This window comes from Enterobacter sp. PGRG2 (assembly GCF_030291195.1).
GTDB lineage: Bacteria > Pseudomonadota > Gammaproteobacteria > Enterobacterales > Enterobacteriaceae > Enterobacter_D.
Window position 1 is genome coordinate 3,602,123 of the sequence record NZ_CP127837.1, and the last position, 25,026, is coordinate 3,627,148.

At 54.5% G+C, this 25,026-nt stretch carries 26 protein-coding genes and 1 pseudogene; 10 read left to right on the forward strand and 17 right to left on the reverse strand.

What is annotated here, in order from left to right; genetic code table 11:
* Positions 1-55 precede the first annotated feature (55 nt).
* The 6 genes and pseudogenes from ftsI to mgrB form a co-directional block, all read right to left on the reverse strand.
* Complete coding sequence (ftsI, locus tag QRD42_RS16115) at positions 56-1,795, reverse strand: peptidoglycan glycosyltransferase FtsI (RefSeq protein WP_321987612.1); 1,740 nt, start codon at positions 1,793-1,795, stop codon at positions 56-58.
* Positions 1,796-2,006: 211 nt separating this feature from the next.
* The gene (cspE, locus tag QRD42_RS16120) at positions 2,007-2,216 is read right to left on the reverse strand and encodes a transcription antiterminator/RNA stability regulator CspE (protein WP_001062678.1); all 210 of its coding nucleotides are present in this window, start codon (positions 2,214-2,216) and stop codon (positions 2,007-2,009) included.
* A gap of 12 nt (positions 2,217-2,228) precedes the next feature.
* Positions 2,229-2,373: pseudogene (locus QRD42_RS16125) on the reverse strand (DUF2627 domain-containing protein).
* Between the two features lie 507 nt (positions 2,374-2,880).
* Positions 2,881-3,885, reverse strand: coding sequence for an MBL fold metallo-hydrolase (locus QRD42_RS16130; RefSeq protein ID WP_321987613.1), 1,005 nt, complete (start codon positions 3,883-3,885; stop codon positions 2,881-2,883).
* Positions 3,886-3,905: 20 nt separating this feature from the next.
* On the reverse strand, positions 3,906-4,190 hold the full coding sequence (locus QRD42_RS16135; protein ID WP_318364237.1) for a YebO family protein: 285 nt from the start codon (positions 4,188-4,190) through the stop codon (positions 3,906-3,908).
* 74 nt (positions 4,191-4,264) lie between these two features.
* Positions 4,265-4,408 (reverse strand): PhoP/PhoQ regulator MgrB, encoded by a 144-nt coding sequence (mgrB, locus tag QRD42_RS16140; protein WP_072568757.1) that lies wholly within the window; start codon positions 4,406-4,408, stop codon positions 4,265-4,267.
* 156 nt (positions 4,409-4,564) lie between these two features.
* Here mgrB and QRD42_RS16145 point away from each other — a divergent pair, with 156 nt between their 5' ends.
* Positions 4,565-4,798 carry a YobH family protein gene (locus QRD42_RS16145; RefSeq protein WP_072568758.1) on the forward strand — a complete coding sequence of 78 codons (234 nt, stop codon included), beginning with the start codon at positions 4,565-4,567 and terminating at the stop codon, positions 4,796-4,798.
* A 43-nt stretch (positions 4,799-4,841) separates the two neighbouring features.
* Here QRD42_RS16145 and kdgR read toward each other — a convergent pair whose 3' ends face one another.
* The 5 genes from kdgR to QRD42_RS16170 form a co-directional block, all read right to left on the reverse strand.
* Complete coding sequence (gene kdgR, locus QRD42_RS16150; protein ID WP_318364236.1) at positions 4,842-5,633, reverse strand: DNA-binding transcriptional regulator KdgR; 792 nt, start codon at positions 5,631-5,633, stop codon at positions 4,842-4,844.
* A 183-nt stretch (positions 5,634-5,816) separates the two neighbouring features.
* Positions 5,817-6,698 carry a protease HtpX gene (gene htpX / locus QRD42_RS16155; protein ID WP_318373672.1) on the reverse strand — a complete coding sequence of 294 codons (882 nt, stop codon included), beginning with the start codon at positions 6,696-6,698 and terminating at the stop codon, positions 5,817-5,819.
* A gap of 192 nt (positions 6,699-6,890) precedes the next feature.
* Positions 6,891-8,939, reverse strand: coding sequence for a carboxy terminal-processing peptidase (gene prc / locus QRD42_RS16160; protein ID WP_321987614.1), 2,049 nt, complete (start codon positions 8,937-8,939; stop codon positions 6,891-6,893).
* A 19-nt stretch (positions 8,940-8,958) separates the two neighbouring features.
* Positions 8,959-9,654, reverse strand: a complete 696-nt coding sequence (gene proQ / locus QRD42_RS16165) for an RNA chaperone ProQ (RefSeq protein WP_318364235.1) — start codon at positions 9,652-9,654, stop codon at positions 8,959-8,961.
* Between the two features lie 97 nt (positions 9,655-9,751).
* Complete coding sequence (locus QRD42_RS16170; protein ID WP_072568763.1) at positions 9,752-10,249, reverse strand: GAF domain-containing protein; 498 nt, start codon at positions 10,247-10,249, stop codon at positions 9,752-9,754.
* Positions 10,250-10,379: 130 nt separating this feature from the next.
* On the opposite strand from QRD42_RS16170, the gene yebS reads away from it, so the two are divergent.
* From yebS to QRD42_RS16205, 7 genes are all read left to right on the forward strand, one after another.
* Positions 10,380-11,663, forward strand: a complete 1,284-nt coding sequence (yebS, locus tag QRD42_RS16175; RefSeq protein WP_318376853.1) for a membrane integrity lipid transport subunit YebS — start codon at positions 10,380-10,382, stop codon at positions 11,661-11,663.
* Positions 11,632-14,265, forward strand: a complete 2,634-nt coding sequence (locus QRD42_RS16180; RefSeq protein WP_072568765.1) for a PqiB family protein — start codon at positions 11,632-11,634, stop codon at positions 14,263-14,265. Before yebS ends, QRD42_RS16180 begins: the two co-directional genes overlap by 32 nt.
* A 78-nt stretch (positions 14,266-14,343) precedes the next feature.
* A complete protein-coding gene (gene rsmF / locus QRD42_RS16185) occupies positions 14,344-15,783 on the forward strand; it encodes a 16S rRNA (cytosine(1407)-C(5))-methyltransferase RsmF (protein ID WP_321987615.1) in 1,440 nt (479 codons plus the stop codon).
* 112 nt (positions 15,784-15,895) lie between these two features.
* Positions 15,896-16,135, forward strand: a complete 240-nt coding sequence (locus QRD42_RS16190; protein ID WP_088218761.1) for a YebV family protein — start codon at positions 15,896-15,898, stop codon at positions 16,133-16,135.
* A gap of 102 nt (positions 16,136-16,237) precedes the next feature.
* Entirely contained in the window at positions 16,238-16,429 is a 192-nt protein-coding gene (locus QRD42_RS16195; protein ID WP_072568768.1) for a YebW family protein, read from the forward strand.
* Positions 16,430-16,635: 206 nt separating this feature from the next.
* Complete coding sequence (locus tag QRD42_RS16200; protein WP_321987616.1) at positions 16,636-17,580, forward strand: VirK/YbjX family protein; 945 nt, start codon at positions 16,636-16,638, stop codon at positions 17,578-17,580.
* 86 nt (positions 17,581-17,666) lie between these two features.
* Positions 17,667-18,107: a hypothetical protein gene (locus QRD42_RS16205; RefSeq protein WP_072568770.1), complete on the forward strand. Its 441-nt coding sequence runs from the start codon at positions 17,667-17,669 to the stop codon at positions 18,105-18,107.
* A gap of 40 nt (positions 18,108-18,147) precedes the next feature.
* On the opposite strand, the gene QRD42_RS16210 is transcribed toward QRD42_RS16205, so the two are convergent.
* The 4 genes from QRD42_RS16210 to yobA form a co-directional block, all read right to left on the reverse strand.
* The gene (locus tag QRD42_RS16210; protein WP_321987617.1) at positions 18,148-19,044 is read right to left on the reverse strand and encodes a diguanylate cyclase; all 897 of its coding nucleotides are present in this window, start codon (positions 19,042-19,044) and stop codon (positions 18,148-18,150) included.
* A 513-nt stretch (positions 19,045-19,557) separates the two neighbouring features.
* Entirely contained in the window at positions 19,558-19,899 is a 342-nt protein-coding gene (locus tag QRD42_RS16215; RefSeq protein WP_321988778.1) for a YebY family protein, read from the reverse strand.
* A gap of 13 nt (positions 19,900-19,912) precedes the next feature.
* Positions 19,913-20,782: a copper homeostasis membrane protein CopD gene (gene copD / locus QRD42_RS16220; RefSeq protein ID WP_321987618.1), complete on the reverse strand. Its 870-nt coding sequence runs from the start codon at positions 20,780-20,782 to the stop codon at positions 19,913-19,915.
* Between the two features lie 3 nt (positions 20,783-20,785).
* Positions 20,786-21,160 carry a CopC domain-containing protein YobA gene (gene yobA / locus QRD42_RS16225; RefSeq protein WP_415877718.1) on the reverse strand — a complete coding sequence of 125 codons (375 nt, stop codon included), beginning with the start codon at positions 21,158-21,160 and terminating at the stop codon, positions 20,786-20,788.
* Between the two features lie 136 nt (positions 21,161-21,296).
* On the opposite strand from yobA, the gene QRD42_RS16230 reads away from it, so the two are divergent.
* Positions 21,297-21,527, forward strand: coding sequence for a DNA polymerase III subunit theta (locus QRD42_RS16230; RefSeq protein WP_072568775.1), 231 nt, complete (start codon positions 21,297-21,299; stop codon positions 21,525-21,527).
* Between the two features lie 29 nt (positions 21,528-21,556).
* A complete protein-coding gene (gene exoX / locus QRD42_RS16235) occupies positions 21,557-22,219 on the forward strand; it encodes an exodeoxyribonuclease X (protein WP_321987619.1) in 663 nt (220 codons plus the stop codon).
* Here exoX and ptrB read toward each other — a convergent pair.
* Positions 22,206-24,272, reverse strand: coding sequence for an oligopeptidase B (gene ptrB / locus QRD42_RS16240; protein ID WP_321987620.1), 2,067 nt, complete (start codon positions 24,270-24,272; stop codon positions 22,206-22,208). The two genes, exoX and ptrB, sit on opposite strands and share 14 nt — an antisense overlap.
* Positions 24,273-24,359: 87 nt before the next feature.
* Positions 24,360-25,016 carry a tellurite resistance TerB family protein gene (locus tag QRD42_RS16245; RefSeq protein ID WP_321987621.1) on the reverse strand — a complete coding sequence of 219 codons (657 nt, stop codon included), beginning with the start codon at positions 25,014-25,016 and terminating at the stop codon, positions 24,360-24,362.
* Between the last annotated feature and the right edge of the window lie 10 nt (positions 25,017-25,026).

The window sequence follows — 25,026 nt, forward strand, 5'->3', positions numbered from 1 at the left end:
CCGGGCGATAATAAAGGGCGAAAGTGTAACGCCAATCGCCCCTGCGGGAAATGATTTAGCGCGTTGCCGCCACGCCGGAAGAAGAATTGAGCACCAGCAGATGATCGTCGCCGGGGCGCAGACCGTCGGGTTCGATATTTTCGACACGCAGTACACGGGTCATGATCTCGCTGAATACCGGCGCCGACACGGCACCGCCGTAATAGGCACCGTTTTTGGGATCGTCGATCACCACCACCAGCGCATATTGCGGATGACTGGCTGGCGCGACGCCTGCCGTGTAGGCGACGTATTTATCGACATATTTCCCGTCATCGCCGATTTTCTTCGCCGTGCCGGTTTTGACCGCCACCCGGTAATCACGTACCGCCGCTTTGGTGCCGCCGCCGCCCGGCAGCGCGACGCTCTCCATCATATGCTCCACCTGATGAACAATGTCAGCAGGCATCACCTGCGTACCCATCACCGGCGGATCGACGCGGGTAATAGACAGCGGCCGCGCCAGACCAAAACTGCCGATAGTGGCGTAGACATGTGCCAGCTGTAGCGGCGTGACCATCAGGCCATAGCCAAATGAGAAGGTGGCGCGATCTAACTGCCCCCAGTAACGGCGCACCGGCAGGCTGCCACGGCTTTCGCCGGTCAGACCCAGCCCGGTGGGGATACCAAAGCCAAAGCTTTTATAAGTATCCAATAGCTTCTGGATGGGCATCGCCAGCGACAGTCTGGACACGCCGGTATCGCTCGATTTCTGCAGAATGCCGGTCAGCGTGAGTTCCGGGTAATAGCCCACGTCGCGAATACGGTGTCCGTCAATGACATACGGGTGGGTATCCACCACGCTGTCAGGTTTGACTATCCCCTGCTGTAGCGCAGTCATCAGCACCATCGGCTTAACGGTCGAGCCGGGTTCAAAGGTATCGCTGATGGCGCGGTTACGGAAATCATCCAGGGTCGCGCCGCTGCGATTATTGGGATTAAAATCGGGATAATTGGCCATCGCCAGAATTTCACCGGTGTCTATTTTTATCAGCACCGCCGCGCCTGACTCCGCCTTATTCCAGGTAACGGCGTTATTCAGCGCATCTTCCGCCAGGGTTTGCAGCCGTTTATCGATGCTCAGCGCCAGGGTTTGTGCCGGTACCGCGGGCGTTTCGGTGATATTTTCAATCACGTGCCCATAGCGATCTTTACGCACCTCGCGCAGACCGGGCTTGCCGGTCAGCTGCGCGTTAAAGCTTTTCTCAACGCCTTCGATCCCCTGCCCGTCGATATTAGTAAAACCGATCAGATTGGCGGCAACGTGCCCGCCGGGATAAAAGCGGCGTGATTCCGTTTGCAGATTAATGCCCGGCAGATTGAGGCGATCTATCCACTGCGCCTGTTGGGGATCAAGCTGCCGCGCCAGATAGACAAAGCGCGACGATGCATGTTGCCGGAGCATGGCGGCCAGATCGCTCAGCGGCATTCCCAGCGCTTTCGCCAGCGCCTGCCAGCGTCCGTTATCCACCGGGCCGCCCTTTTCACGGATAACCTTCGGATCGGCCCAGACAGCATCAACGGGCACACTGACCGCCAGCGGTGATCCATTGCGATCGACAATCATGCCGCGCGGCGACGACACTTTCACTTCGCGCAGGGAACGCCTGTCTTCCTGCCTGACCAGTTTGTCCGGTGCAATAATCTGCAGCCAGGCGGTGCGGCCCAGTAGTATGCCCAGCGAGAAAAGAATGGCGATGCAAAGCAGGGTAAAACGCAGAGGGGTAAAATTGCGGGTAAGGCTGTTCTTTTTCACCGTGGCTCCTGTAATGAATTAACCCGCTGATTTAACGGGAAACAGGCGCAGAAAGGGAAAAAACTGTGCTAATAACAGTATGGCTTTGCTACAAAAGGATAATGAGGAAGCAGGAGGTAACACTTTGAAATGAAGGCATTAAAAAGCCCCGCACCGGGCGAGGCTTGATGCTGACATTGACCGCCTGTGGCGTTCAAGTCGGTGGCAGAAATCAGATAGCGGTAACGTTAACTGCTGCCGGGCCTTTCTGGCCGTCCTGAATTTCAAACTCAACGTTCTGGCCTTCAGCCAGAGTTTTGAAGCCGTTACCCTGGATTGCAGAGAAGTGTACGAACACATCTTTGCTGCCGTCAGCAGGAGTAATGAAGCCAAAACCTTTAGACTCGTTGAACCACTTAACTTGACCTTTAATCTTTGCCATTTGCAAAATTCCTTAGAGTGTTTTCTTAGCCCGCAGGCATTAACTGAGATAAAACTGAGACATTACTGCTTGAGGCACTAATATAAGGTTCGGCAGAGAAGCGGTATTCAACGACAACGTGTTTACTCAGGACTTCTTTACTGAAAATGCCACACATAAACAGAACTGTACCTCGTTCGACTCACGACGTGTTATCACATACAACATGAAATATGGCAAGCCATTTTTAAACATGTCTGGATCCGCCGCACAAATTCTGCAAATGCCTTCACTACCCGCTTTCGATAAGACCTGACTTTGCAGATCAGGGCGCTTTAACGGCAGTTATGGGCACGTGCGGATCCTGTGAAAAACACGACTTTATAACCATAGCTTAATATGATGGATTGATCCAGCCTAAGCTAAGCGATTGATATAATATAAAATATATCCTTATAACTTTTTCTTCTGGCTTATAAAGTTAACAAATGAATCATCAATAAAGCGTAATTTTACCTGGTTATACAAAGGTGCTGAGTAAGTGAATAAAAGTTGCACAAATAATAATGTGCCTGCACCAAAATAATGAAAGTTTAATGACATTGCATCATCGTAAAGCAATAAAAACGTTTCGCTGGTGCAAAAAATAATAGCATTTGCTGTTAATGCGGGAATAAGGAAAAGCTTATGCGAATATTTTCGCTGGAAAGGATAAATACTGACCGATTTTCAGGATGCGAAAGTTATCACGCCGCCCTCCCGCTTCGTTTAATTCCTGCACCAGTTCCCGGACAGGTTCATCGAGCCCTTCATCCGCCAGTTCAAAAACGCCCCAGTGCACCGGAAAAGCCAGCGGTTCCCCGGCCTGCTGCCAGAGTCGCACCGCCTGCTGAGGATCCATATGATGTGAGGCCATAAACCAGCGTGGCGCATAAGCGCCAGCCGGCAGCGCCACGATGTCGAATGGACCCAGACGCTGCGGGATGTCAGCCAGCGTCGGCGTGTAGCCTGTATCGCCGGTAAACCAGAAACGCTGGTGCGGGGATGTCACCACCCAGCCACACCAAAGCGACCGATTGCGATCCCACAGGGTACGCATACTCCAGTGCTGGGCGGGAGCGGCGGTTATCGCCAACCCATGGAAGCTGCGGTGCTCCCACCAGTCAAGCTCAACGATATGCTGTACACCGCGACGGCGACACCAGTCGCCCAGACCGAGCGGTACGAAGAGGGTGACATCAGGAAAACGCTTTAGCAGCGCACGCAGGGTACGCTTATCAAGATGATCATAATGGTTGTGGGAAATCAGGATGGCGTCGAGGACGGGCAGATCGTTGATGTTCAGCGCCAGGGGCGTTTTGCGCCGCGGCCCGCTGAAACTCACCGGCGAGGCGCGATTTGAAAATACCGGGTCAATCAGCAGATGCTTGCCGTCAAGTCGCAACAGCATACTGGTATGACCAAGCCACCAGACGCGATCGTCTTCTCCGGAAATAACGGCGCGTTGCCACCATTTGTCGATAAAAGCGTCATAGCCACCCTGCGGTGCTAAGGGTAACCCGGCGGCACGACGTTCTTTACGCCAGCGCTCCACGTCGCCAGGTTTATGTCCGGTTTCGGACAGATTACGAAAACCTTCAGGGGAATGATGCGGCAGATCAGGATTATACCAGGGGTTTTTCCATGCCATGCTGCACCCTCCCCTGACGATTAGCGCTCGGCGACCAGACGAATAAAATCATCGCCATCGGCCTGAACGTTCACCGCTTTCTCCGGCGCTTCTTTTTCAGGTTCGTTTGCTTCGCACAGTCGGCGCAGCAAGGCCGTCTGCCGCTTTTGCTGATCGAGCAGCGCTTCAAGCAGTTCGATCTGTTCACGGGTACGTGAGCTCAGACGATTAACAAAAAACCACAGGATCAGACCTGCGACCAGCACCACCAGCGATACGACCAAAGACGCAAGATTAAACACGCCTGAATTCAGTACTTCGTTCATTTCACCACCTCAATGTTAACGCGCTATCTTACCACTGGCATTAAGGAAGGAAATCATTGTCTGAAAAAATGCCGTCACCAGGGAATAAATTTATTGATAACGCAGATACCGCTGAAAAACTGCACATCCTGATCGCACATAACATTCAGCATCTGGGTCCACATCAACAGGCAGACAACCAGCGCGGCGATCACGATAAGCCACCGAAATTTTCTCACTACACTCTCCGAATTAATACCCTGTCTCAAGGTTATCACGCGCTTGTTAAACCGCGGCTAACTGTAGCGCTATCCGGCCTTTTTAGGAATGCGTGACTTGTTTCATTGCGTAAAAACCGCCAGGATTTTACGCACAGGATAATAAAAGGAGTTTATATGCGCATGACAGTTCGCACGATTATGATCATCGCTCTGCTGTGGATTGGCGTATTACTGAGTGGTTACGGCGTACTGGTTGGCAGCAAAGAAAATGCCGCCGGACTCGGTTTGCAGTGCCGCTATCTGACGGCGCAGGGCTTCAGCACAGCGCAATATATTCATACCGACAGTGGAATTATTGGTTTTACGAATTGCCCGGTACTGCGCAAAAGCAATACGGTAATTGATTAAGCGATTGCCCGGTCAGCAGCGGCTGCCGGGCAACGATTTTTATTCAGAACGGGTAGTCGTTGTAGCCCATTTGCTCAGAGATTTTACGCGCGGCAGTGTGCAGCATGGCCACGTAATCGTGCAAATGCTCCTCAGAGAAACGCAGCGTCGGGAAAGAAATACTCAGACCAGCAATCACCACGCCAAAACGGTCAAATACCGGTACGCCAATGCAGCGCAGGCCTTCTTCCTGTTCTTCGTTATCTTCGCCGTAGCCCTGCTCACGTACGATATCCAGCATCGGCAGCAGATCTTCAGTCGTGGTTATGGTGCGATCGGTACTGCGCTTATACTCAACGCCTTCCAGGATCTGCTTCACTTCTTCACGATCGCGCCACGCCAGCAGCACTTTGCCAATCGCCGTGCTGTACAGCGGATTACGACGCCCGATACGGGAATACATGCGCAGGTTGTACATGGAATCGATTTTGTGGATGTAGACGATACTGTCTTCATCCAGCGCGCCCAGGTGGATCGTCTCTTTGGTCAGACGGGACAGTTCGCGCATCTGAATATCCGCGCTGCGGATCAGATCCACATTCTGTAGCGCACGCGCGCCAAGTTCAAAAAGTTTCAGCGTCAGCGAATACTTTTCTGACTCACCTTCCTGCGCCACATAACCCAGCGATTTCATGGTCTGCAAAAAGCGATAAACAGTGCTTTTTGACATCATGACCCGCTGCGACAGTTCGGTGATACCAATTTCACGCTCTTCGCCGAGCGCCTGCAGGATGCCAAAAACTTTCAGAACTGAAGAGACAGAATCTGGCTGTTTATCCAAATCTGCGATTGCCATTAATCACCTCATCGCCAGTGTTTTATAAAAATTAGAACCGGTTTTTATTATAAATTCGCGGCGGGCTGCCCGCAATGCGCGTTTGGCATCTTCTTTACAAATCTGCGACATAAAACCGAATATCCTGCCGGACGGCATAAAAAAAGCGCGCCGGGTGGCGCGCCTGATGTATCAAATGACGGCTTATTTAAGATAAGCGCCGCTACGCAACGCTTCAATGCGTTTATCCAGCGGCGGGTGAGTCATAAACAGCTCGCTGAGCGATTTGGACTTACCGTTGATGCAGAAGGCCATCATGCTGCTGGCTTCCTGCGGCTCATAGCTGGTTTTCAGACGCTGGAGCGCCGCAATCATTTTCTCACGCCCAACCAGACGCGCAGAACCGGCGTCAGCGTGGAATTCACGGTGGCGGGAGAACCACATGGTAATAATGCTGGCCAGGATACCAAACACCAGTTCCAGCACCATCGCCACCACGAAATAGATCATCGGGTTGCCGTTGCTCTCTTCGCCCTCGTCGCGGTTACCGCCAAGGAAGCCCGCCGCCAGCTGCGCCAGGATACGGGAGATGAAGATAACGAAGGTGTTCACCACCCCCTGCACCAGCGTCATAGTAACCATGTCACCGTTGGCAACGTGGCTGATTTCATGGGCGATAACCGCTTCCGCTTCGTCGCGGCTCATGTTCTGCAACAGCCCGGTGCTCACCGCGACCAGCGAAGCGTTACGGCTGGCGCCCGTGGCGAAGGCGTTAATATCCGGCGCGTGGTAAATAGCGACCTGCGGCATGGCGATCCCGGCCTGGCGGGACTGCTGCTCGACGGTCTGCATCAGCCAGCGTTCCATATCGTTACGCGGCTGCTCGATGACTTCGCCACCCACGGATTTCAGCGCCATCCATTTCGACATCATCAGTGAAATGATGGATCCGCCAAAACCGAAAAGCAGCGCCATGATTAACAAGCCCTGAATACTGCTGGACTGAATGCCTGTCAGGCTGAGCACCAGCCCGAAAACCACCATCACGGCCAGGTTGGTCAGCAGGAAAAGCGCGATCCGCATCATAATTTTCTTTTAACCCCAGTTTAACAAAACGCACTATGCGATTACCCACATCGTATGGGTATACGCGGCATTTTCAAGGATCCAGGCTTCGTAAGTCACCAGAAAGACACAACTTTACATTGAGAATGACATTGCTGACGTGAATACGCGTTTGTTAAAAAAAACAGGCACAATTTCTTGTGCCTGTGGTTTTTATTTTGCGGGAGCGGGCTTCGCCGCCGGTTGATCTTTTGTTAGATGGGCAAGATCAAGGGCGATATGCACCGTTTCATCCAGATACGGATCCGGCTCCTTGTAATCTTTTGGCAGGTCATCCAGCTTCTTGAGTAACGGCTTGCCTTCGCGCTTAAAGCGATCGTTCAGACGCGCCAGACGAATGGCATCGTCTTCGGCGTTCTCTTTCTCGCGCTGCGCCTCATTCAGCGACACGATATCCCGTTTTTCCTTCATGGCGTTGAAACGGGCAATGTCCTTCATGATGTACTGGAACTCAGGATCTTTTGCGATACGCTCGTTATGATCTTTCAGCAACTGCGGCCCGTGCGGCGTTAAATCGCCATACTTCACAAAGGTCGCGGCGTTGATGCTGTCCCACGGCAGGGCGTTATCCTCGAACTTCTCGCCGGTTTCCGTCTCTTCATTACCTGTCGGCATGATGATGTCCGGCGTGACGCCTTTACGCTGCGTACTGCCGCCGTTAACGCGGTAGAATTTCTGGATGGTGTACTGGACCGAGCCCAGCGCTGGCCATTCCGGACGCAGCATCTGATCGTAAATACGGTTCAGCGAACGATACTGCTGCACGGTACCTTTACCGAAGGTCGGTTCCCCGACAATCAGCGCACGGCCATAATCCTGCATGGCGGCGGCGAAAATCTCCGATGCCGAGGCGCTGAAGCGGTCAACCAGTACCGCCAGCGGGCCTTTGTAGTACACAATGCCGTCGTTATCGCTGTCTTCGCGCACTTTACCGTTGTTATCACGCACCTGCACCATCGGGCCGGACGGGATAAACAGACCCGAGAGCGATACCGCTTCGGTCAGCGCGCCGCCGCCATTGGTACGCAGATCGATAATGACGCTGCTGACGTTCTGTTTTTCCAGCTTCTGCAGCTGCACCTTGACGTCATCCGTCAGGCCAACGTAGAAGCCCGGAATATCCAGCACGCCGACTTTTTCTTTGCCCACGGTTTTCACGGACATTTTCACCGCGCGATCTTCCAGGCGAATGCGTTCACGGGTCAGGGTAACAATGCGCGTTTTGGTGCCCTTACCTGCCGGCAGGATCTCCAGACGCACTTTGCTGCCCTTCGGCCCTTTAATCAGCGCGACGACGTCATCCAGACGCCAGCCGATCACGTCCACCATGTTCTGCCCGGTCTGACCAACGCCAACAATGCGATCGCCCACGGTAATGGCTTTGCTTTTCGCCGCCGGACCGCCTGCCACCATCGAATTAATGACGGTGTAGTCATCGTCCATTTGCAGCACGGCGCCGATCCCCTCAAGGGAGAGGCTCATTTCCGTGTTGAACTGTTCGGTGTTACGCGGCGAAAGATAATTGGTGTGCGGATCGATTTCGTGCGCGAAGGCGGTCATCGCCAGTGAGAAAACATCTTCACTGTTGGTCTGCACCAGACGACGGATCGCAAACTTATAGCGACGCGTCAGGGTCTCGCGGATCTCTTTTTCGTTTTTACCGGTCAGCTTCAGGCTCAGCTCGTCAAACTTAACCTTGCCATCCCACAGGGCGTTCAGCTCGGCTTCGTCTTTCGGCCACGGCGCTTTGCTGCGATCGACGTTGAAGGAGTCGTTGCCGGTAAAGTCCATCGGACGCTCCAGCACTTTCAGCGCGTACTGATAACGCTCAAAGCGACGCTTCTGCGCCAGATTGTACAGATCGTAGAAAACGTCGAGTTTACCGGTGCGTAACTCATCGCCGATCACGCCCTTTTTCTGGGCAAACTGGGCGACATCGCTGGCTAACAGCACGTTGTGGCTGTAATCCAGCAGGTTCAGGTAGCGATCGAAAATTTTGGCGGAAAACGCCTGATCCAGATCGAACTGGCGGTAGTGGGAGCGAGTGAAGCGCGAAGTCACGCGTTCACTCACTGTGGCATGCTGCGTCTCTTCCTTTAACACCGGAATTTGATCAGCACGCGTAATATCTTCGACGGCGAAAGCCTGCCCTGTGATCAGGAGCAGGCCAGCCAACGCGGTGCGCTTAAACAAAGTGTTCATGCCAGGCCTGGCCTCCGTTTCAGAACAACAGGTGTTCTGCGCGTACAATCATCGACATACCAGAAGTCAGCTGCACACGAACGCCATCTTTGGTGATTTCCGTTACAGTGGCATCCATGGCATTGTTGCCCGCTTTCACCTTGAGGTTCTGCCCCACACTCAGCGCAGTGATATCTGACACTGGAGTATGCTGCGGCTCTTCACGCGGTGCGCGCTGTGGCTTAGCGGCTGGCTTATCGGCACGCGGTTTACGCTCGCCGCCTTCTTTGCGACGAGGCGTCGCCGGGCGCGGTTTACGTTCACGACGCGGTGCGTCTTCTGCCGAATCCCCGGCGGCGGCGGCAGCTTCGCGCTTTTTCGCCTGCTGCTCGGCACGTTGTGCCTGCACGCGGGCTTTGGCTTCTTCCAGCTGCTTACGGGCGTGCTCTACGTGCTGCTCGTCCAGCACACCGCAAGGGTTGCCGTCGAGATCGACGCGCGCTGCGCCCGCTTTGATACCGTACAGGTAGCGCCAGCTGGAGGTGTAAAGACGCAATGCAGAGCGCAGTTGGGTTTTGCTGAGATTCATCTCACCATCAACACGCTCGACGAGATCCTGAAAAATACCGATTTTCAGGGGGCGCGCTTCGCCTTCAGCACTGAAACAGAGCGGAAAACGTTCGGCCAAAAATGCGATAACTTCTTTACTACTGTTCAACTTAGGTTGATTTTCCATGAAATTTCCTGATTACAACGGACGTAGCCAACTAGCCGCAGGCATGAACAGGCGTCATTATAATGACGCTATCAGTAAATGCTACGTTATCCGTTGATTATCCTGCGACGGCTGCAAAGAATTTACGGTAATCGGTCGCCGCCAGAACGGTTTCAAGCTGCGAAACCAGCTGGCGCAGGCCCTCTTCGTCCTCAGCAGTAAAGCGGGAAAAGACCGTACTGTCGATGTCGAGCACGCCAATAATCTGATCGTTCACTACTAGCGGCAGAACAATTTCAGCATTACTGGCGGAATCGCAGGCGATGTGGCCATCAAAGGCATGCACATCATCCACCCGCTGCACACGGTTTTGCGCCACCGCGGTGCCACACACGCCGCGACCGACAGGAATACGTACACAGGCGATTTTGCCCTGGAACGGCCCTAACACCAGCGTCTCGCCTTCCAGCAGGTAAAACCCTGCCCAGTTAACCCCGTCCAGACGCTCAAACAGCAGCGCGCTGGTATTGGCAAGGGTGGCTAAGAAACTGCTTTCGCCTGTCATCAACGCCTGAAAATCGCGGTTCAAATCCGCATAGAAATCTGCTTTGTTCATTATTTAATCACTTGGTTGTCTTACAAAATTCCTGCACAGCCTAATAAAATAAGCATTAAATGCGTTCTTGCTCAAGATGATTCCATTCATGAGTTAATATAGATGCATTCCAACACTGGCTATTGAAACCATGGCTTTAAAAATCTCGCAGGTAACACCAGACAAAAAAATCACCGTACATTCTGTTGGTGATGCTTTGCCTCGTGCACATTATCAGCGTTGCCCGCAGTGCGATACGCTTTTTGCGTTACCGGTGATGAAATCGCACCAGAGCGCCTGGTGTCCGCGGTGTGACGCCAAAATTCGCGATGGACGCGACTGGTCGCTGACGCGCCTGGCGGCGATGGCCGTCACCATGCTGTTGCTCATGCCCTTTGCCTGGAGCGAACCCTTGCTGCGCTTCTATTTGCTGGGCACGCGCATCGACGCCAACCTGTTGATGGGTATCTGGCAGATGACCGCCCAGGGGGATCCATTGACCGCAGCAATGGTTTTGTTCTGTACCGTCGGCGCGCCGCTGGTGCTGGTCGCCGCCATTGCCTATCTGTGGTTCGGTAATATTCTCGGTATGAACCTGCGCCCGGTGCTGCTGATGATCGAGCGGCTGAAAGAGTGGGTGATGCTGGATATTTATCTGGTCGGCATTGGCGTTGCCTCTATCAAGGTGCAGGATTACGCCTACCTGCAACCGGGCGTCGGGCTGCTGGCATTTATCGCGCTGGTGATCCTCAGCATCCTGACCATTATCCACCTCAACGTGGAACAGCTGTGGGAGCGTTTTTATCCCCAGCGGCCGGCGACCCGCCCGCATGATAACCTGCGCGTCTGCCTCGGCTGCCATTTCACCGGTTTGCCCGATGCCCGCGGTCGCTGTCCGCGCTGCCATATTCCGTTACGTTTTCGCCGTCGGCAGAGCATTCAGAAATGCTGGGCGGCGCTGCTGGCGTCCATGGTCTTTCTGTTACCTGCGAATCTGTTGCCCATCTCGGTGGTTTACATTAATGGCGCGCGACAGGAAGACACCATTATGTCGGGGATTATTTCACTGGGGAGCAGCAATATCGCCGTCGCCGCCATCGTGTTTATCGCCAGTATTCTGGTGCCTTTCACCAAGGTTCTGGTCATGCTGACGCTGCTTATCAGCATTCATTTTAAATGTGAGCAAGGATTACGGACTCGTGTATTGTTATTGCGGCTGGTGACCTGGATCGGGCGCTGGTCGATGCTGGATTTGTTTGTAATTTCACTCACCATGTCTTTGATTAATCGCGATCAATTGCTCGCGTTTACCATGGGGCCAGCTGCGTTTTATTTCGGCGCAGCGGTAATTTTGACTATTCTTGCTGTGGAATGGCTGGACAGCCGCTTACTTTGGGATGCACATGAGTCAGGAAACCCCCGCTTCACCGACTGAAGCGCGCATTAAAACTAAACGTCGTATTTCACCTTTCTGGCTGCTGCCGGTTATCGCGCTGATGATCGCAGGCTGGCTTGTCTGGAGCAGTTTCGAAGATCGCGGTAATACCATTACCATCGACTTCGTTTCCGCCGATGGCATTGTGGCGGGACGCACGCCGGTCCGTTATCAGGGGGTTGAAGTCGGCACGGTGCAGGACATTCGCCTGAGCGAAAAACTCAATAAAATTGAGGTGCGGGCGAGTATAAAAGCCGACATGAAAGATGCGCTGCGTAGCGATACCCAGTTCTGGCTGGTGACGCCCAAGGCATCGCTGGCCGGTATTTCAGGTCTGGATGCGCTGGTGGGCGGTAACTATATCGGCATGATGCCGGGCAAAGGCGAACCTCAGGATCATTTTACCGCGCTGGATACGCAGCCAAAATACCGTCTTAACAACGGTGAGCTGATGATCCACCTCCATGCGGCGGATCTGGGCTCCCTGAGCAGCGGCTCGCTGGTCTACTTCCGTAAAATCCCGGTGGGCCGCGTCTATGACTACGCCATCAACAAAGACAAACAGGGCGTCACCATCGACGTGCTGATTGAACGCCGTTTCACTAACCTGGTGAAAAAAGGCAGCCGCTTCTGGAACGTCTCCGGCGTGAAGGCGGACGTGGGCCTGAGCGGTGCGAAAGTGGAGCTGGAAAGCCTCGCCTCGCTGGTAAACGGTGCCATCGCTTTTGACTCGCCGGACAGCTCCAAACCCGCAGAGCCGGACGATGAATTTGGTCTGTACGAAGATTTAGCCCACAGCCAGCGCGGCGTGCTGATCAAACTCGATTTGCCGGGCGGCCAGGGGCTGAAAGAGAACTCTACGCCGCTGATGTATCAGGGGCTGGAAGTGGGCGAGCTGACCAAAATTAACCTTAATCCAGGCGGCGGCGTCACCGGCGAAATGACGGTGGATCCGAGCGTGGTCAATCTGCTGCGTGACAATACGCGCATTGAGATGCGCAGCCCGAAAATTTCCCTGAACGATACCAGTCTCAGTTCGCTGTTAACCGGCAATACGCTGGAGCTGGTGCCGGGTGAAGGCGAGCCGCGGGATCACTTTGTGGTGCTGCCCGCCGATAAAACCCTGTTGCAGGAGCCGGGCGTGATCACCACCACCCTGACCGCGCCGGAAAGTTACGGCATCGATGCCGGTCAGCCGGTGATCCTGCACGGTGTGCAGGTGGGTCAGGTACTGGAGCGTAATCTGACGGCGAAAGGCGTGACCTTCGCGGTGGCGCTGGATCCGCAGTATCGCGATCTGCTGCATGGCGACAGCAAATTTGTGGTCAACAGCCGGGTGGACGTGAAGCTCGGTCTGGACGGCGTGGAGTTTCTCGCCGCCAGCGCCAGCGAGTGGATCAGCGGCGGGATCCGCATCCTGCCGGGCAATAAAGGCGAGATGAAATCCACCTATCCGCTGTTTGCTAACCTCGACAAGGCGCTGGAAAACAGCCTCGGCGATCTGCCCACCACCACGCTGACGCTCTCCGCCGAAACCCTGCCGGACGTACAGGCCGGATCGGTGGTGCTGTATCGTAAGTTTGAGGTGGGTGAAGTCATCACCGTGACGCCGCGCGCCAATGCTTTCGACATTTCGCTGCATATTAAGCCGGAATACCGCTCGCTGCTGACCAGCAATAGCGTGTTCTGGGCGGAAGGCGGCGCGAAAGTGCAGCTCAACGGCAGCGGACTGACGGTACAGGCCTCACCGCTGTCCCGCGCGCTGAAAGGCGCCATCAGCTTCGATAACCTGCCGGGAGCGGGCGCGTCTACGCGTAAAGGCGACAAGCGGGTACTCTTCCCGTCAGAAACCGCCGCCCGCGCCGTCGGCGGGCAGATCACCCTGCACGCGTTTGATGCCGGAAAACTGTCCGCCGGGATGCCGATCAAATACCTTGGCATTGATATTGGCCAGGTGCAGGATCTGAAGCTCATCACCGAGCGCAACGAAGTGCAGGCAAAAGCGGTGCTTTATCCGGAATATGTGCAGACCTTTGCCCGCACCGGGACACGCTTCTCGGTGATCACGCCGCAGATTTCCGCGGCGGGCGTGGAGCATCTTGATACCATTCTGCAGCCTTATATCAACGTCGAGCCGGGACGCGGCAACGCACGCCGCGACTTCGAGTTACAGGAAGCGACTATCGCCGACTCCCGTTATCTGGACGGGCTGAGTATCGTGGTGGAAGTGCCGGAAGCAGGCGGGCTGAATATCGGTACGCCGGTGCTGTTCCGTGGCATGGAAGTGGGTACGGTCACCGGCCTGACGCTGGGCACGCTGTCAGATCGCGTGATGGTCGGCCTGCGGATCAGTAAGCGCTATGAACATCTGGTGCGGAATAACTCGGTATTCTGGCTTGCTTCCGGCTATTCACTGGACTTTGGCCTGACCGGTGGCGTGGTGAAAACCGGCACCTTCAATCAGTTTATTCGCGGTGGTATTGCCTTCGCCACCCCGCCGGGCACGCCGCTGGCGCCGAAAGCGCAGGTCGGTAAACATTTCCTGTTACAGGACAGTGAACCGAAAGAGTGGCGTCAGTGGGGCACCGCCCTGCCGCGTTAACCAACCGGGGCTCCGGCGTGTCTGCGCCGGGGCCTTTATGCTACACTGCGCGCCTGTTTTTTTGCTGGTGATACGCGAGTGGCACACAATTCTGTTTATCTTCCCGATGATTTTCTTACGCAAATGCGCCAGGCCATGCCGTCGCATCTCTCCTTTGACGACTTTATTGCCGCCTGTCAGCGTCCGTTGCGCCGCAGCATTCGCGTCAACACCCTGAAGATCAGCGTGGAAGATTTTCTCACGCTGGTGGCGCCCTATGACTGGCATCTGACGCCGGTGCCCTGGTGTGGCGAAGGTTTCTGGATCGAGCGTGAAGATGAAGATACCGTGCCGCTCGGCAGTACTGCCGAGCACCTGAGCGGCCTGTTTTATATTCAGGAAGCCAGTTCCATGCTGCCGGTCGCCGCGCTCTTTGCCGGGGATGAACAGCCGTTACGGGTAATGGATGTGGCCGCCGCCCCGGGATCCAAAACCACGCAAATCGCCGCCCGTATGCAGAATCGCGGGGCGATCCTCGCCAATGAATTTTCTGCCAGCCGCGTAAAAGTGCTGCACGCCAATATCAGCCGCTGCGGTATTCATAACGTCGCCCTCACCCATTTCGACGGGCGGGTGTTTGGCGCAGCGCTGCCGGAAGCCTTTGATGCCATTCTGCTGGACGCGCCCTGCTCCGGCGAAGGCGTGGTGCGTAAAGATCCCGATGCGCTGAAAAACTGGTCGGTGGCGAGCAATCTGGAAATCGCTGCCACCCAGCGCGAACTTATTGACAGCGCTTTTCACGCCTTGCGGCCCGGCGGGACGCTGGTCTATTCCACCTGCACGCTTAACCTGGACGAGAACGAAGCCATCTGCCACTGGCTGCAGGCGCAATATCCTGACGCCGTGGAATTTGAATCGCTGACAAGTCTGTTTCCGGATGCCGGCGCCGCGCTTACCGCAGAGGGTTTCCTGCATGTTTTCCCGCAGATTTACGACTGCGAAGGCTTTTTCGTCGCGCGACTGCGTAAAACCGCCTCCGTGGCCCCTTTACCGGCCCCGACCTACAAAGTAGGTAATTTCCCCTTCGCGCCGATGAAAACCCGTGAAAGCGCAAACATTATGCAGGCGGCGGCCAGTGTCGGGCTGCGCTGGGACGAGCAGCTGCGGCTGTGGCAGCGGGACAAAGAAATCTGGTTATTCCCGGCGGCCATCGAACCAATGATCGGTAAAGTGCGCTTCTCCCGTCTGGGCATCAAACTTGCCGAGATGCATAACAAAGGTTTCCGCTGGCAGCACGAAGCCATTATTGCGCTGGCCGGTACTGCAAATCCGCTGGCTTTTGAGCTGACCCGTCAGGAAGCCGAAGAGTGGTATCGCGGGCGTGATGTCTATCCGCAAACCACACCCTCGCAGGATGATGCGATCGTGACTTTCCAGGGACAACCGCTGGGACTGGCGAAAAAAATTGGCTCGCGGCTGAAAAACAGTTATCCACGTGAACTGGTGCGGGACGGGCGTTTATTTGCGGCCAGAGACTGACGGCTTAAAAAAATAAGCACATTCTGACTGGCATATTCCGCTTAAGTGAACCAGGCTAAAAAATGGGTGACTTTACTGGTCGTACCACTATAGCAACTTAACGGAGAGCATTATGACGAAAACCAGCGTGCGTATTGGCACCTTTGAAATCGATGATGCTGAGCTGCAAGGCGAACAGCAGGGTGAACGAACATTGCGTATTCCATGCAGTTCCGATCCGGATTTATGTATGCAACTGGATGCCTGGGATGCGGATACCAGCATTCCGGCGCTGCTTGATGGTGAGCACTCAGTGTTGTACCGCGAACATTATGATGAGCAGTCTGATACCTGGATTATGCGTCTTGCCTGATCCGAAGAACCCGTCTTCCGGACGGGTTATTTACTCCGCGAATTTCCCCCGCTCTGTTTCATCCCCTACACTTACTCTACGTTAGCCCGATCTGAGGATGGAATGTTCGCACTGGTATTATTTGTTTGTTACCTGGATGGTGGGTGTGATGACATTGTGATTGATGTCTATAACACTGAACAACAGTGCCTGGTGGCCATGGATGAGCAACGTTTGCGGCACGGCGGCTGCTACCCGGTAGAAGATTTTATCGATGGCTTCTGGCGTCCGGCTCAGGAGTACAGCGATTTCTGATGACCTTTTTCATATATTGCGCTGCGGGTGCTCCGCAGACGCAATAATACCCTCGCCCGCGTCCCTGTTTATTGCCCTGCCGGTCTGTTTATTTAAATCAGATTAACCTCAATCAAACCTAAACAAAGCGGAAATAAAACAGCCGCAGCCATTAACATATTTTTGTCAGGCCTCCAGAATAGTCGGAAATTAGAGAGGTCATTATTGTGACAAACACTACCCTGCAAATTGATGCGCCCTCATCGCCGCATCCACACCTTATTTCTGACCTGATCCATGGCCGTCTGACGCCCGGGCCGATCTGGCAAAAGCGCGATTATCGCATCAAATTTCTCCTGCGTTCGCTGCTCTTCTGGCCGTCGACCGTTAAGATGCTGAACAGCCTGTCCAGCCGTCCGGGCTTCGATCGCCTGCTCAGCGCCCAAATCACGCTGCCCAGTAAATCGCACCGCCAGTATCTGATGCGGGGCCTGCGTGCCGGACAGCGCGCCGACGCTATCATCAGCCACTATGACTATATCGACAGTCTGACCTCCGCACCGCTTGCGGAGGCGCTGACCGCTGCCGCGCCGGTACCTCTACTGGAATTTACCGGCAAAGACGATGCGCCTTTTACCGTCTACGCCTCCTGCGCCAGCAAAGCCGAGCGTGAAGGTGAAAGCACCCTGTGGCTGTATGGCGCAGATAATACGCTGCTGGCAAGCGCCACTTTCAGCGTGGTGACGGAAAAGGGAGCGCGCGCGCTGATGGTGGGAGGATTACAGGGACCGCGCCGCTCGGTTTCTCACGACGTCATTAAACAGTCCACCCGCGCCTGCTACGGTATCTTTCCGAAACGTATGCTGATGGAAATATTCTGGCAACTGGCGGCGCTTACTGGCATTACGGCGGTCTATGGCGTCAGCGATAAAGGCCATGTGTTCCGTGCCCTGCGCTATCGTTTCAGTAAGGGCCGGCATTTTCATGCCAGCTACGATGAATTCTGGGCCTCCGTGGATGGCTCGCCTGACAACGCCTGGCGCTGGAAGTTGCCGTTACAGCTTGAGCGTAAATCACTTGAAAGCATTGCCAGCAAGAAACGCGCTGAGTATCGCCGCCGCTTTGCGCTGATGGATGATGTTCAGGCCCGTCTGCGGGCGCTGTTTGATTAATCATCACCTGCCGGGCAGCGTCTGGCGGGGTGGCAGGCTCTCTGTTATTGTCTTAAGGCCAGGAACACTTAAGACAAGGTAGCGGTATGCAAAAGTTTGATGAATTGTGGAATGCTATAGCCACGCGGGTGCGTGAAAACAACGACATTCCCTTTGCGGAAATGGAAAACGAAGAGAGTCCCCTGGGGAATGCCACCCGACAGCGTATCGCGCAAATATTTATTCTGGAAGTGCTGCTCGCCAGGCATCGTGATAAATACGCCAGCATGTTTGTTCCGCTGTCCGGCGAAGAAGCGCTTTATCACCTGATTTTCAAGCGCACCGGCTGGAAGCCTTTCGAGATTAAGCAGCTTTCCTTCAATGATGCCATGTTTGTGATGGCTGAATTATTCCGTGAAGAAAACCTGCCCGTCGAGGCGCGTGAAATGCTGCTCGCCCAGGGTGTGCGTGACACCGCTTTCCCGGTTTTTGATTTCTCAGAAAAAGACTGGTCGCCACGCGAAAACGCCCTCTTTCTGCAACGCTGATATTCCCCTTCCCGCGGTGCCGCGGGGAGTGGTAGTTTTTTTAAACCTCGATTTTTTGCATTATTTTTTCGCGATCAACATATATACAGCGATTACGACCGGTTTCCTTGCCGTGGTATAACGCCTTGTCGGTTCTTTCCAGCACTTCGCGTAATACTTCATCTTCATCGATACGGGTTAACCCGGCGGTAAAGGTGATCTTAATTTCATGCCCGGCCACGAGCATTAATGTTCTGGCAATCAGGTTGCGGATCCGTTCAGCAGCAATGCAGGCTTCTTTTTTGGTGGCGGCGTGCAACACAATAATAAACTCCTCGCCGCCATAGCGATATACGGTCTCACACTTTCTGACATTATCTTCCAGCGTCAGCGCCAGACAGCGTAATACCCCGTCCCCCACCAGGTGTCCGTAGTTATCATTTATTTTTTTGAAGTGATCAATGTCCATCAGTAATAAATACAATCCCTGTTGACTGTATTGATCGACCATCCCGCTAAAGGAATCATCCAGCGTGCGTCGTAAAGGTAAACCGGTGAGCGTGTCGTAACTGCTGCGCAACTGTAAAAGATGGGTTTTATAGTCGGTCACCGAGGCATTGAAGGCAATGAGCGCATTTTCAAAGCTATCAAAACGCGCGTCGCTCACCTCCCCCTTGCGCACCGCCTCCACCAGCGCCCGGCAGGTGATATGAATGTCGTGATGCTTACGGTGGATGTCCTGAAGAAAACTGCCGTCATTGCGCTCTTCTGTCAGCCGCTCGTCGATCCACTGACCGAATTCGCAAATTTTATGGGCGTCTTCATAAGTAAGCTCAGGCATCAGCGCCGATTTATTCGCGATAAAATGGAGTACTTTTACCAGCCATTTAAAATGGGCTTCGGATGAATTATTGAGCCCAAGAATAGTTGAATCAATATAACTGTGTTTTTTGTTCATATATATAACCTTCGTGAATATTTTAGCGCAAAATAAATATTTAAATAGCCTGATACGATACTACACTTTAATTAGTTTTATTTAACCTTCACGTGCCCGCTAATATCAGCATGAGGGCGACCCCACAAAGTGCGGACAAAAAGCGTCGAAAAGGGGTTGGATACACTCCCAAAAACGTTTACCTTGTAACCTGAGTCAGGCAAAAGGCGCGGGATCGGCACCTGCTGGCTAAGTTTTTGATGGAAAACAGAATAAAAAAAGACCGAATACGATTCCTGTATTCGGTCCAGGGAAATGGCTCTTGGGAGAGAGCCGTGCGCTAAAAGTTGGCATTAATGCAGGCAAACTACGCCTGGCACTTTAAGAATAGATGACAGCGCCAGCTTTTCCAGTCTGCCGCAGGAGTGGCCTGGAAAATCCGGTTAAGGTCGCAGCCGAAAAGCAAAAAACCGCAGCACTTCAGTATGAGGGCTGCGGTTTTTTTATTGGAAATCAGAAAGATATTTTTGGTATTTAGCAGAGCTTTTCAGCACGCTCGATAAACGGAGCGAGGCTCATTTTTTCACCGCTTTTGTGCGGATTATCGACCTGGATCACACTGACGGACGTACCCTGCGCCTGACCGCTGTCGACCTGCTTTTGTGCCGCTTCGTTCAGCGGATACTGCACCAGCGTAGACGGATTAATCGCAAAGAGCGCATGTCCCGGACGGCAGGTTAACATCACCTCCTCGCGGTTAAAGGCCCAGTTATCTTTTCCGACTTCAAAACGGCTTACCGTGATCACTTTCGGGGCTGCCAGCGCGGCGGCGGAACAGGTAAGTAACAGCAGGGAGAGAATACTTTTCTTCATTATCTTCGCCAGTTATTCAGAAAGGTTCAAGCGTTGCGAACAGGCTGACCAGGGCCAGCACCAGTGTACCCAGGATCACTTCGGCCTGCGTCATGCGAATAAAGTGTGTTTGCGCCTGACGACCATGGGTGCGAAAGCGCGGCACCAGAACATAACGATTCACGACCGCAATTACCAGCATCAGCAGCACCAGCGCACATTTGCACAAAAGCAGACGACCATAATCGCTCTGCCAGGGTAGTGCAACGCCCTGGATCAACAGCGCATTAACAATACCCGTCAGGAATACCAGCGCCACCGCCAGATGCGTGGCGCGGGAAAAACGCATCAGCGTAGTGATTGCCGCTTCGCGCCTGTGACCTCCGGCTTGTCGGGTACAGAAAATCACGGGCAGGAGGCCGCCAAACCACGCGGTTGCGCAGATCAGATGCAGGGCGTGATTCAGGCGCTGCAACATGCCGGGCAGCCCGTCATGCATCGCCGCATGACCGACCATGGCCTGTAACATGAGCTGTGCGAGGAGCAACGCAAACAGGCGCCCCTGACAGCGTGGCTGCACCATCACCATAACCAGCGTGATGAGCGCCAGCAGCATCTGCCACAGCCAGACGCTGCCAAACTGCGTCTGCGCCACCGCCAGCCAGATATCAGGGCGAAGCGTATCCGCAAAGCCATTGCCCATCATCCCGCCCTGTACGGCAAACATCAGCAGCGCGCTGCCAGCGCACAGGGTCAGGCAGAGGCGCTGTATACGCTTAAAGCGCCGGATGATCACCGGTTGCAGATCTGCCGGCGCCAGCACGGCGCTGAACCAGGCGCTGCCTGTCGCCAGCATCAGAGTGGCAAAATGGATAAACCGCAACGTGATATAGAGAAAGGCCAGCATCGGTTATCTGACGCTGAAGTGATAATTACCTGTGGTTTTGTGTCCATCGACCGACACAACGTGCCAGTCTACGGTATACTCTCCCGGCGTCAGCGCCTGCTCAATGGGCACAATCAACTGCGTTTTGTCGTTGTCATTACGTTTCACCGGCCCGGTTTTCACGTCCTGCTGTTTGCTGCCGGTAATTTTCACGCCGCTGAATTTTGGCTCGATCCCTTCCGAGAAATTGAGCGTCAGCGCCTGGGGTGCCGCATCGACCTTCGCATCTGCTGCCGGATACTGATGTTTCAGATGGGCATGCGCAAAAACAGCAGGCGTTGCGAGCATTCCGCCTGCAAGCAGCAAGGCAGAACAGAGACTGGATACCATGAAAGTCATTTATTCCATTCCTTTTTGTTATATCTCAGTAATGAGAATAACCCCGATGAATGTATGAGTCGAGTCTGCCGGCAGTCGGGCTTGCCTTTCCGGGGCAGGCTTAGTAAGTTTTGCGCCGAACACTCAGGAGAAGTTTATGAACAAAAATCTCGCTACCCTTCCTCAGGATGAGATGGACAAAGTGAATGTCGATCTGGCGGCGGCTGGTGTAGCCTTTAAGGAGCGCTATAACATGCCGGTGATCGCGGAAGCCGTAGAGCGCGAGCAGCCCGCGCATCTGCGTGACTGGTTCAGGGAGCGCCTGATTGCCCATCGTCTGGCCTCGGTGTCGCTCTCACGGCTGCCTTATGAACCGAAAATGAAATAAATTTGCATCACCTGCTAAGGGAAACCCACATGTTACGCGTGATAGACACCGAAACCTGCGATTTGCAGGGCGGCATCGTAGAAATTGCTTCCGTCGATATTATTGACGGCCAGATAGTGAATCCGATGAGCCATCTGGTGCGCCCGGATCGCCCTATCAGTCCGCAGGCGATGGCTATCCACCGTATTACGGAAGCGATGGTGGCGGATCAGCCATGGATCGAAGAGGTTATTCCCCATTATATGGGCAGTGAGTGGTATGTCGCCCACAACGCCAGCTTTGACCGGCGTGTGCTGCCGGAAATGCCCGGCGAGTGGATCTGCACCATGAAGCTGGCGCGTCGGCTGTGGCCTGGGATCAAATACAGCAATATGGCGCTGTATAAATCCCGTAAACTGAATGTCCAGACCCCGGCCGGGCTGCATCATCACCGGGCGCTGTATGACTGCTACATTACCGCCGCGCTGCTGATTGATATTATGAATACTTCAGGCTGGACGCCGGACCAGATGGCGACCATTACCGGCCGCCCTGCCCTGATGACCACTTTTACCTTCGGTAAATATCGCGGTAAAGCGGTGTCGGAAGTGGCTGAACGCGATCCGGGTTACCTGCGCTGGCTGTTTAATAACCTGGAACGCATGAGTCCGGAGCTGCGCCTGACCCTTAAGCACTACCTTAACGATCAGTAGCCTGACGTCCCGGTAACGTACCCTGCGCAAGGCCAATGAGAAACGCATATTCCAGCGCCACCCCTTCATAAGATTTGAAGCGGCCCGATTTCCCGCCGTGCCCGGAATCCATATCGGTGCACAGTAACAGCAGGTTGTCGTCGGTTTTCATTTCACGCAGCCTGGCGACCCATTTCGCCGGCTCCCAGTATTGCACCTGTGAATCGTGCAGCCCGGTGGTTACCAGCAGATGCGGATAGGCCTGCCGCTGGATATTGTCATAGGGGCTGTAGCTCTTCATATAAGCGTAATATTCCGGATCCTGCGGGTTGCCCCACTCCTCAAACTCACCGGTGGTGAGCGGAATGGATTCGTCCAGCATGGTGGTCACCACATCCACAAAGGGTACCTGGGCTATCACACCGTGGAACAGATCCGGCCGCTGGTTAATCGCCACCCCCATTAACATGCCGCCCGCGCTGCCGCCCATGCCATAGCAATAGTGCGGCGAGCCGTAGCCCTGCGCGATAAGCGCGTCGCAGACGTCGATATAATCGTTGAAAGTGTTTTTCTTGCGCAGGAATTTGCCGTCCTCATACCAGGACTGTCCCAGTTCGCCGCCGCCGCGCACATGGGCGATGGCGTAAACAAAGCCGCGATCCAGCAAGCTGATACGGCTGCTGCTGAAATCGGCATCCATACTGGATCCGTAGGAGCCGTAACCATAAATCAGGATCGGGTTTTCCCCTTTACGGAAATGTTTGCGGTGGTAGACCAGCGATACCGGCACTTCCACACCATCCCGTGCTTTGATCCACAGATGTTCACTGCGGTAGTCGCTGGCCTCGAAACCCTGCACTTCCGTCTGCTTAAGCACGCGGCGCTCGCCGGTATCCATATCCAGTTCAAACAGCGTATCGGGCGTGGTCAGCGACGAATAGCCATAGCGCAGGCGCGACGTTTCCGGCTCAGGATTATACGCAAGCCACGTGACATAAGCGGGATCGTCAAAAGCAATGCCGGTGACTTCGCGGGTTTTGCGGTTGATCTGCCGCAGACTGGTCAGCCCGCGCTGGCGCTCTTCCACCACCAGCCAGTCGGTAAACAGCGTAAAGCCTTCCAGCATAATGGCGTCCCGCGGCGGGATCAGCACTTCCCATTTCGCCTCGCTGCGCACTTTGGTGCGGTAAAGGCCAAAGTTTTTGCCTTCGCGGTTAGAGCGCAGGTAAAAGGTATGCTGATAATGATCAAGATTGTACTCATGATCTTTACGCCTGGGCAAAAAGCGCAGCGGCTGGGCGTCCGGCAGCTCTGCATCCAGCAGTAACGACTCGCTGGTGGTGGCGCTGGAAAGCGAAATCACCACGTAGTGCTGTGAAGTGGTTTTGTGCAGGCTGACGTAAAAGGTCTCGTCCTGCTCTTCATAAACCAGTTCATCCTGACAGACAGGCGAGCCGACGGTATGACGCCAGACCTGATACGGCAGCAACGTCGTCGCGTGTTTGCGTACGTAGTACAGCGTTTCAGAGTCATTAACCCACACAAAGTCCGGCGTGACGTTGGCCAGCATCTCCGGATACCAGTTGCCGGTTTGCAGATTACGAAAGCGAATACCGTACTGGCGACGCGACAGATAATCTTCCGCCAGCGCCATAATATTATTGTCCGGCGAGATCGCCAGTCCGCCAAGGGTGTAGAACTCGCTGTGCGCGGCGCGTTTGTTGGCATCAAGCAGCACCTGCCACTCATCCCATTCGGAACTGAGCACCGACTGGCGCTGATAAATAGCGTATTCACAGCCCGGCTCATAGATATGCCGGTAACGGTAGCCGTTGCGGGTATAAGGCGCAGATACTTCGCGCTGGGGGATACGCCCGACGATTTCAGCCAGCAGACGCTCTTCCAGCGCCTGCTGCGATGCCATGACCTCGCGGCCATAGTCATTTTCCTGTTGCAGGTAATCCAGCACTTCCGGCTGCGAGCGCGAGTCGTCCCGCAGCCAGTAGTAGTCGTCGATGCGTGTGTCGCCATGCGTGGTGATGGCGTGAGGAATTTTTCTGGCTTTTGGTGGCATAGCGTCTGTCTTTTGCAGTTTACACCCTATAAGGGTGGCAAAAGACACGCATGTTGCAAGCGCAGCGTGCCACCAGGGCGCAGATGATTAGCCGGGAAGCGCCAGCTTTTGCTGTTTGAGATCCTGTTCGATACCCTCGCGCACCTCCTGCGGGATCTTCAGGGCATCCCCCAGTGCATTCAGATAGCTGCGCTCCATAAAGTGGTCGACATCAATGGCCGCACAGCTCAGGAAATAAACTTCCAGCGCTTCTTCTTCGTTTTTGATGCCGCGCGCCAGACGTTCAGGATCCAGCGGCTGTTCGATGGCCTGGGTGACCAGCGCTCTGCCCTGCTCTTCGACGCCCGCTTCGCGCATCTGGGCGTCGATGGCGGCACGTTCTTTGTCGTCGATATGTCCGTCGCTTTTAGCAGCGAAGACCAGCGCAAGGATCAGACGTTCAGTACGCACGTCCAGCGGTGAGCTTTGCACGCCATACTGCGGCTCATCCTGATGGGCAGCGCGCACCTTGTCTTTGTATTTGTTCCACAGCACGCTACCGGCGACGGCACCGCCGCCCACCAGCAGCGCGCTGCTACCGTATTTGGTTAACAGCTTGCGGGACGATTTGCTGGCAACCAGCAGCCCCGCCAGACCGCCCAGCGCGCCGGGCAGCATCTTGCTGAAACCCTGATCGCCCGACGACGTTGCCGATGCGCCTTTTTGCTTCAGCAGCGACTGTAATTGATCCATCCAGTTAGCCATGATTCCTCTC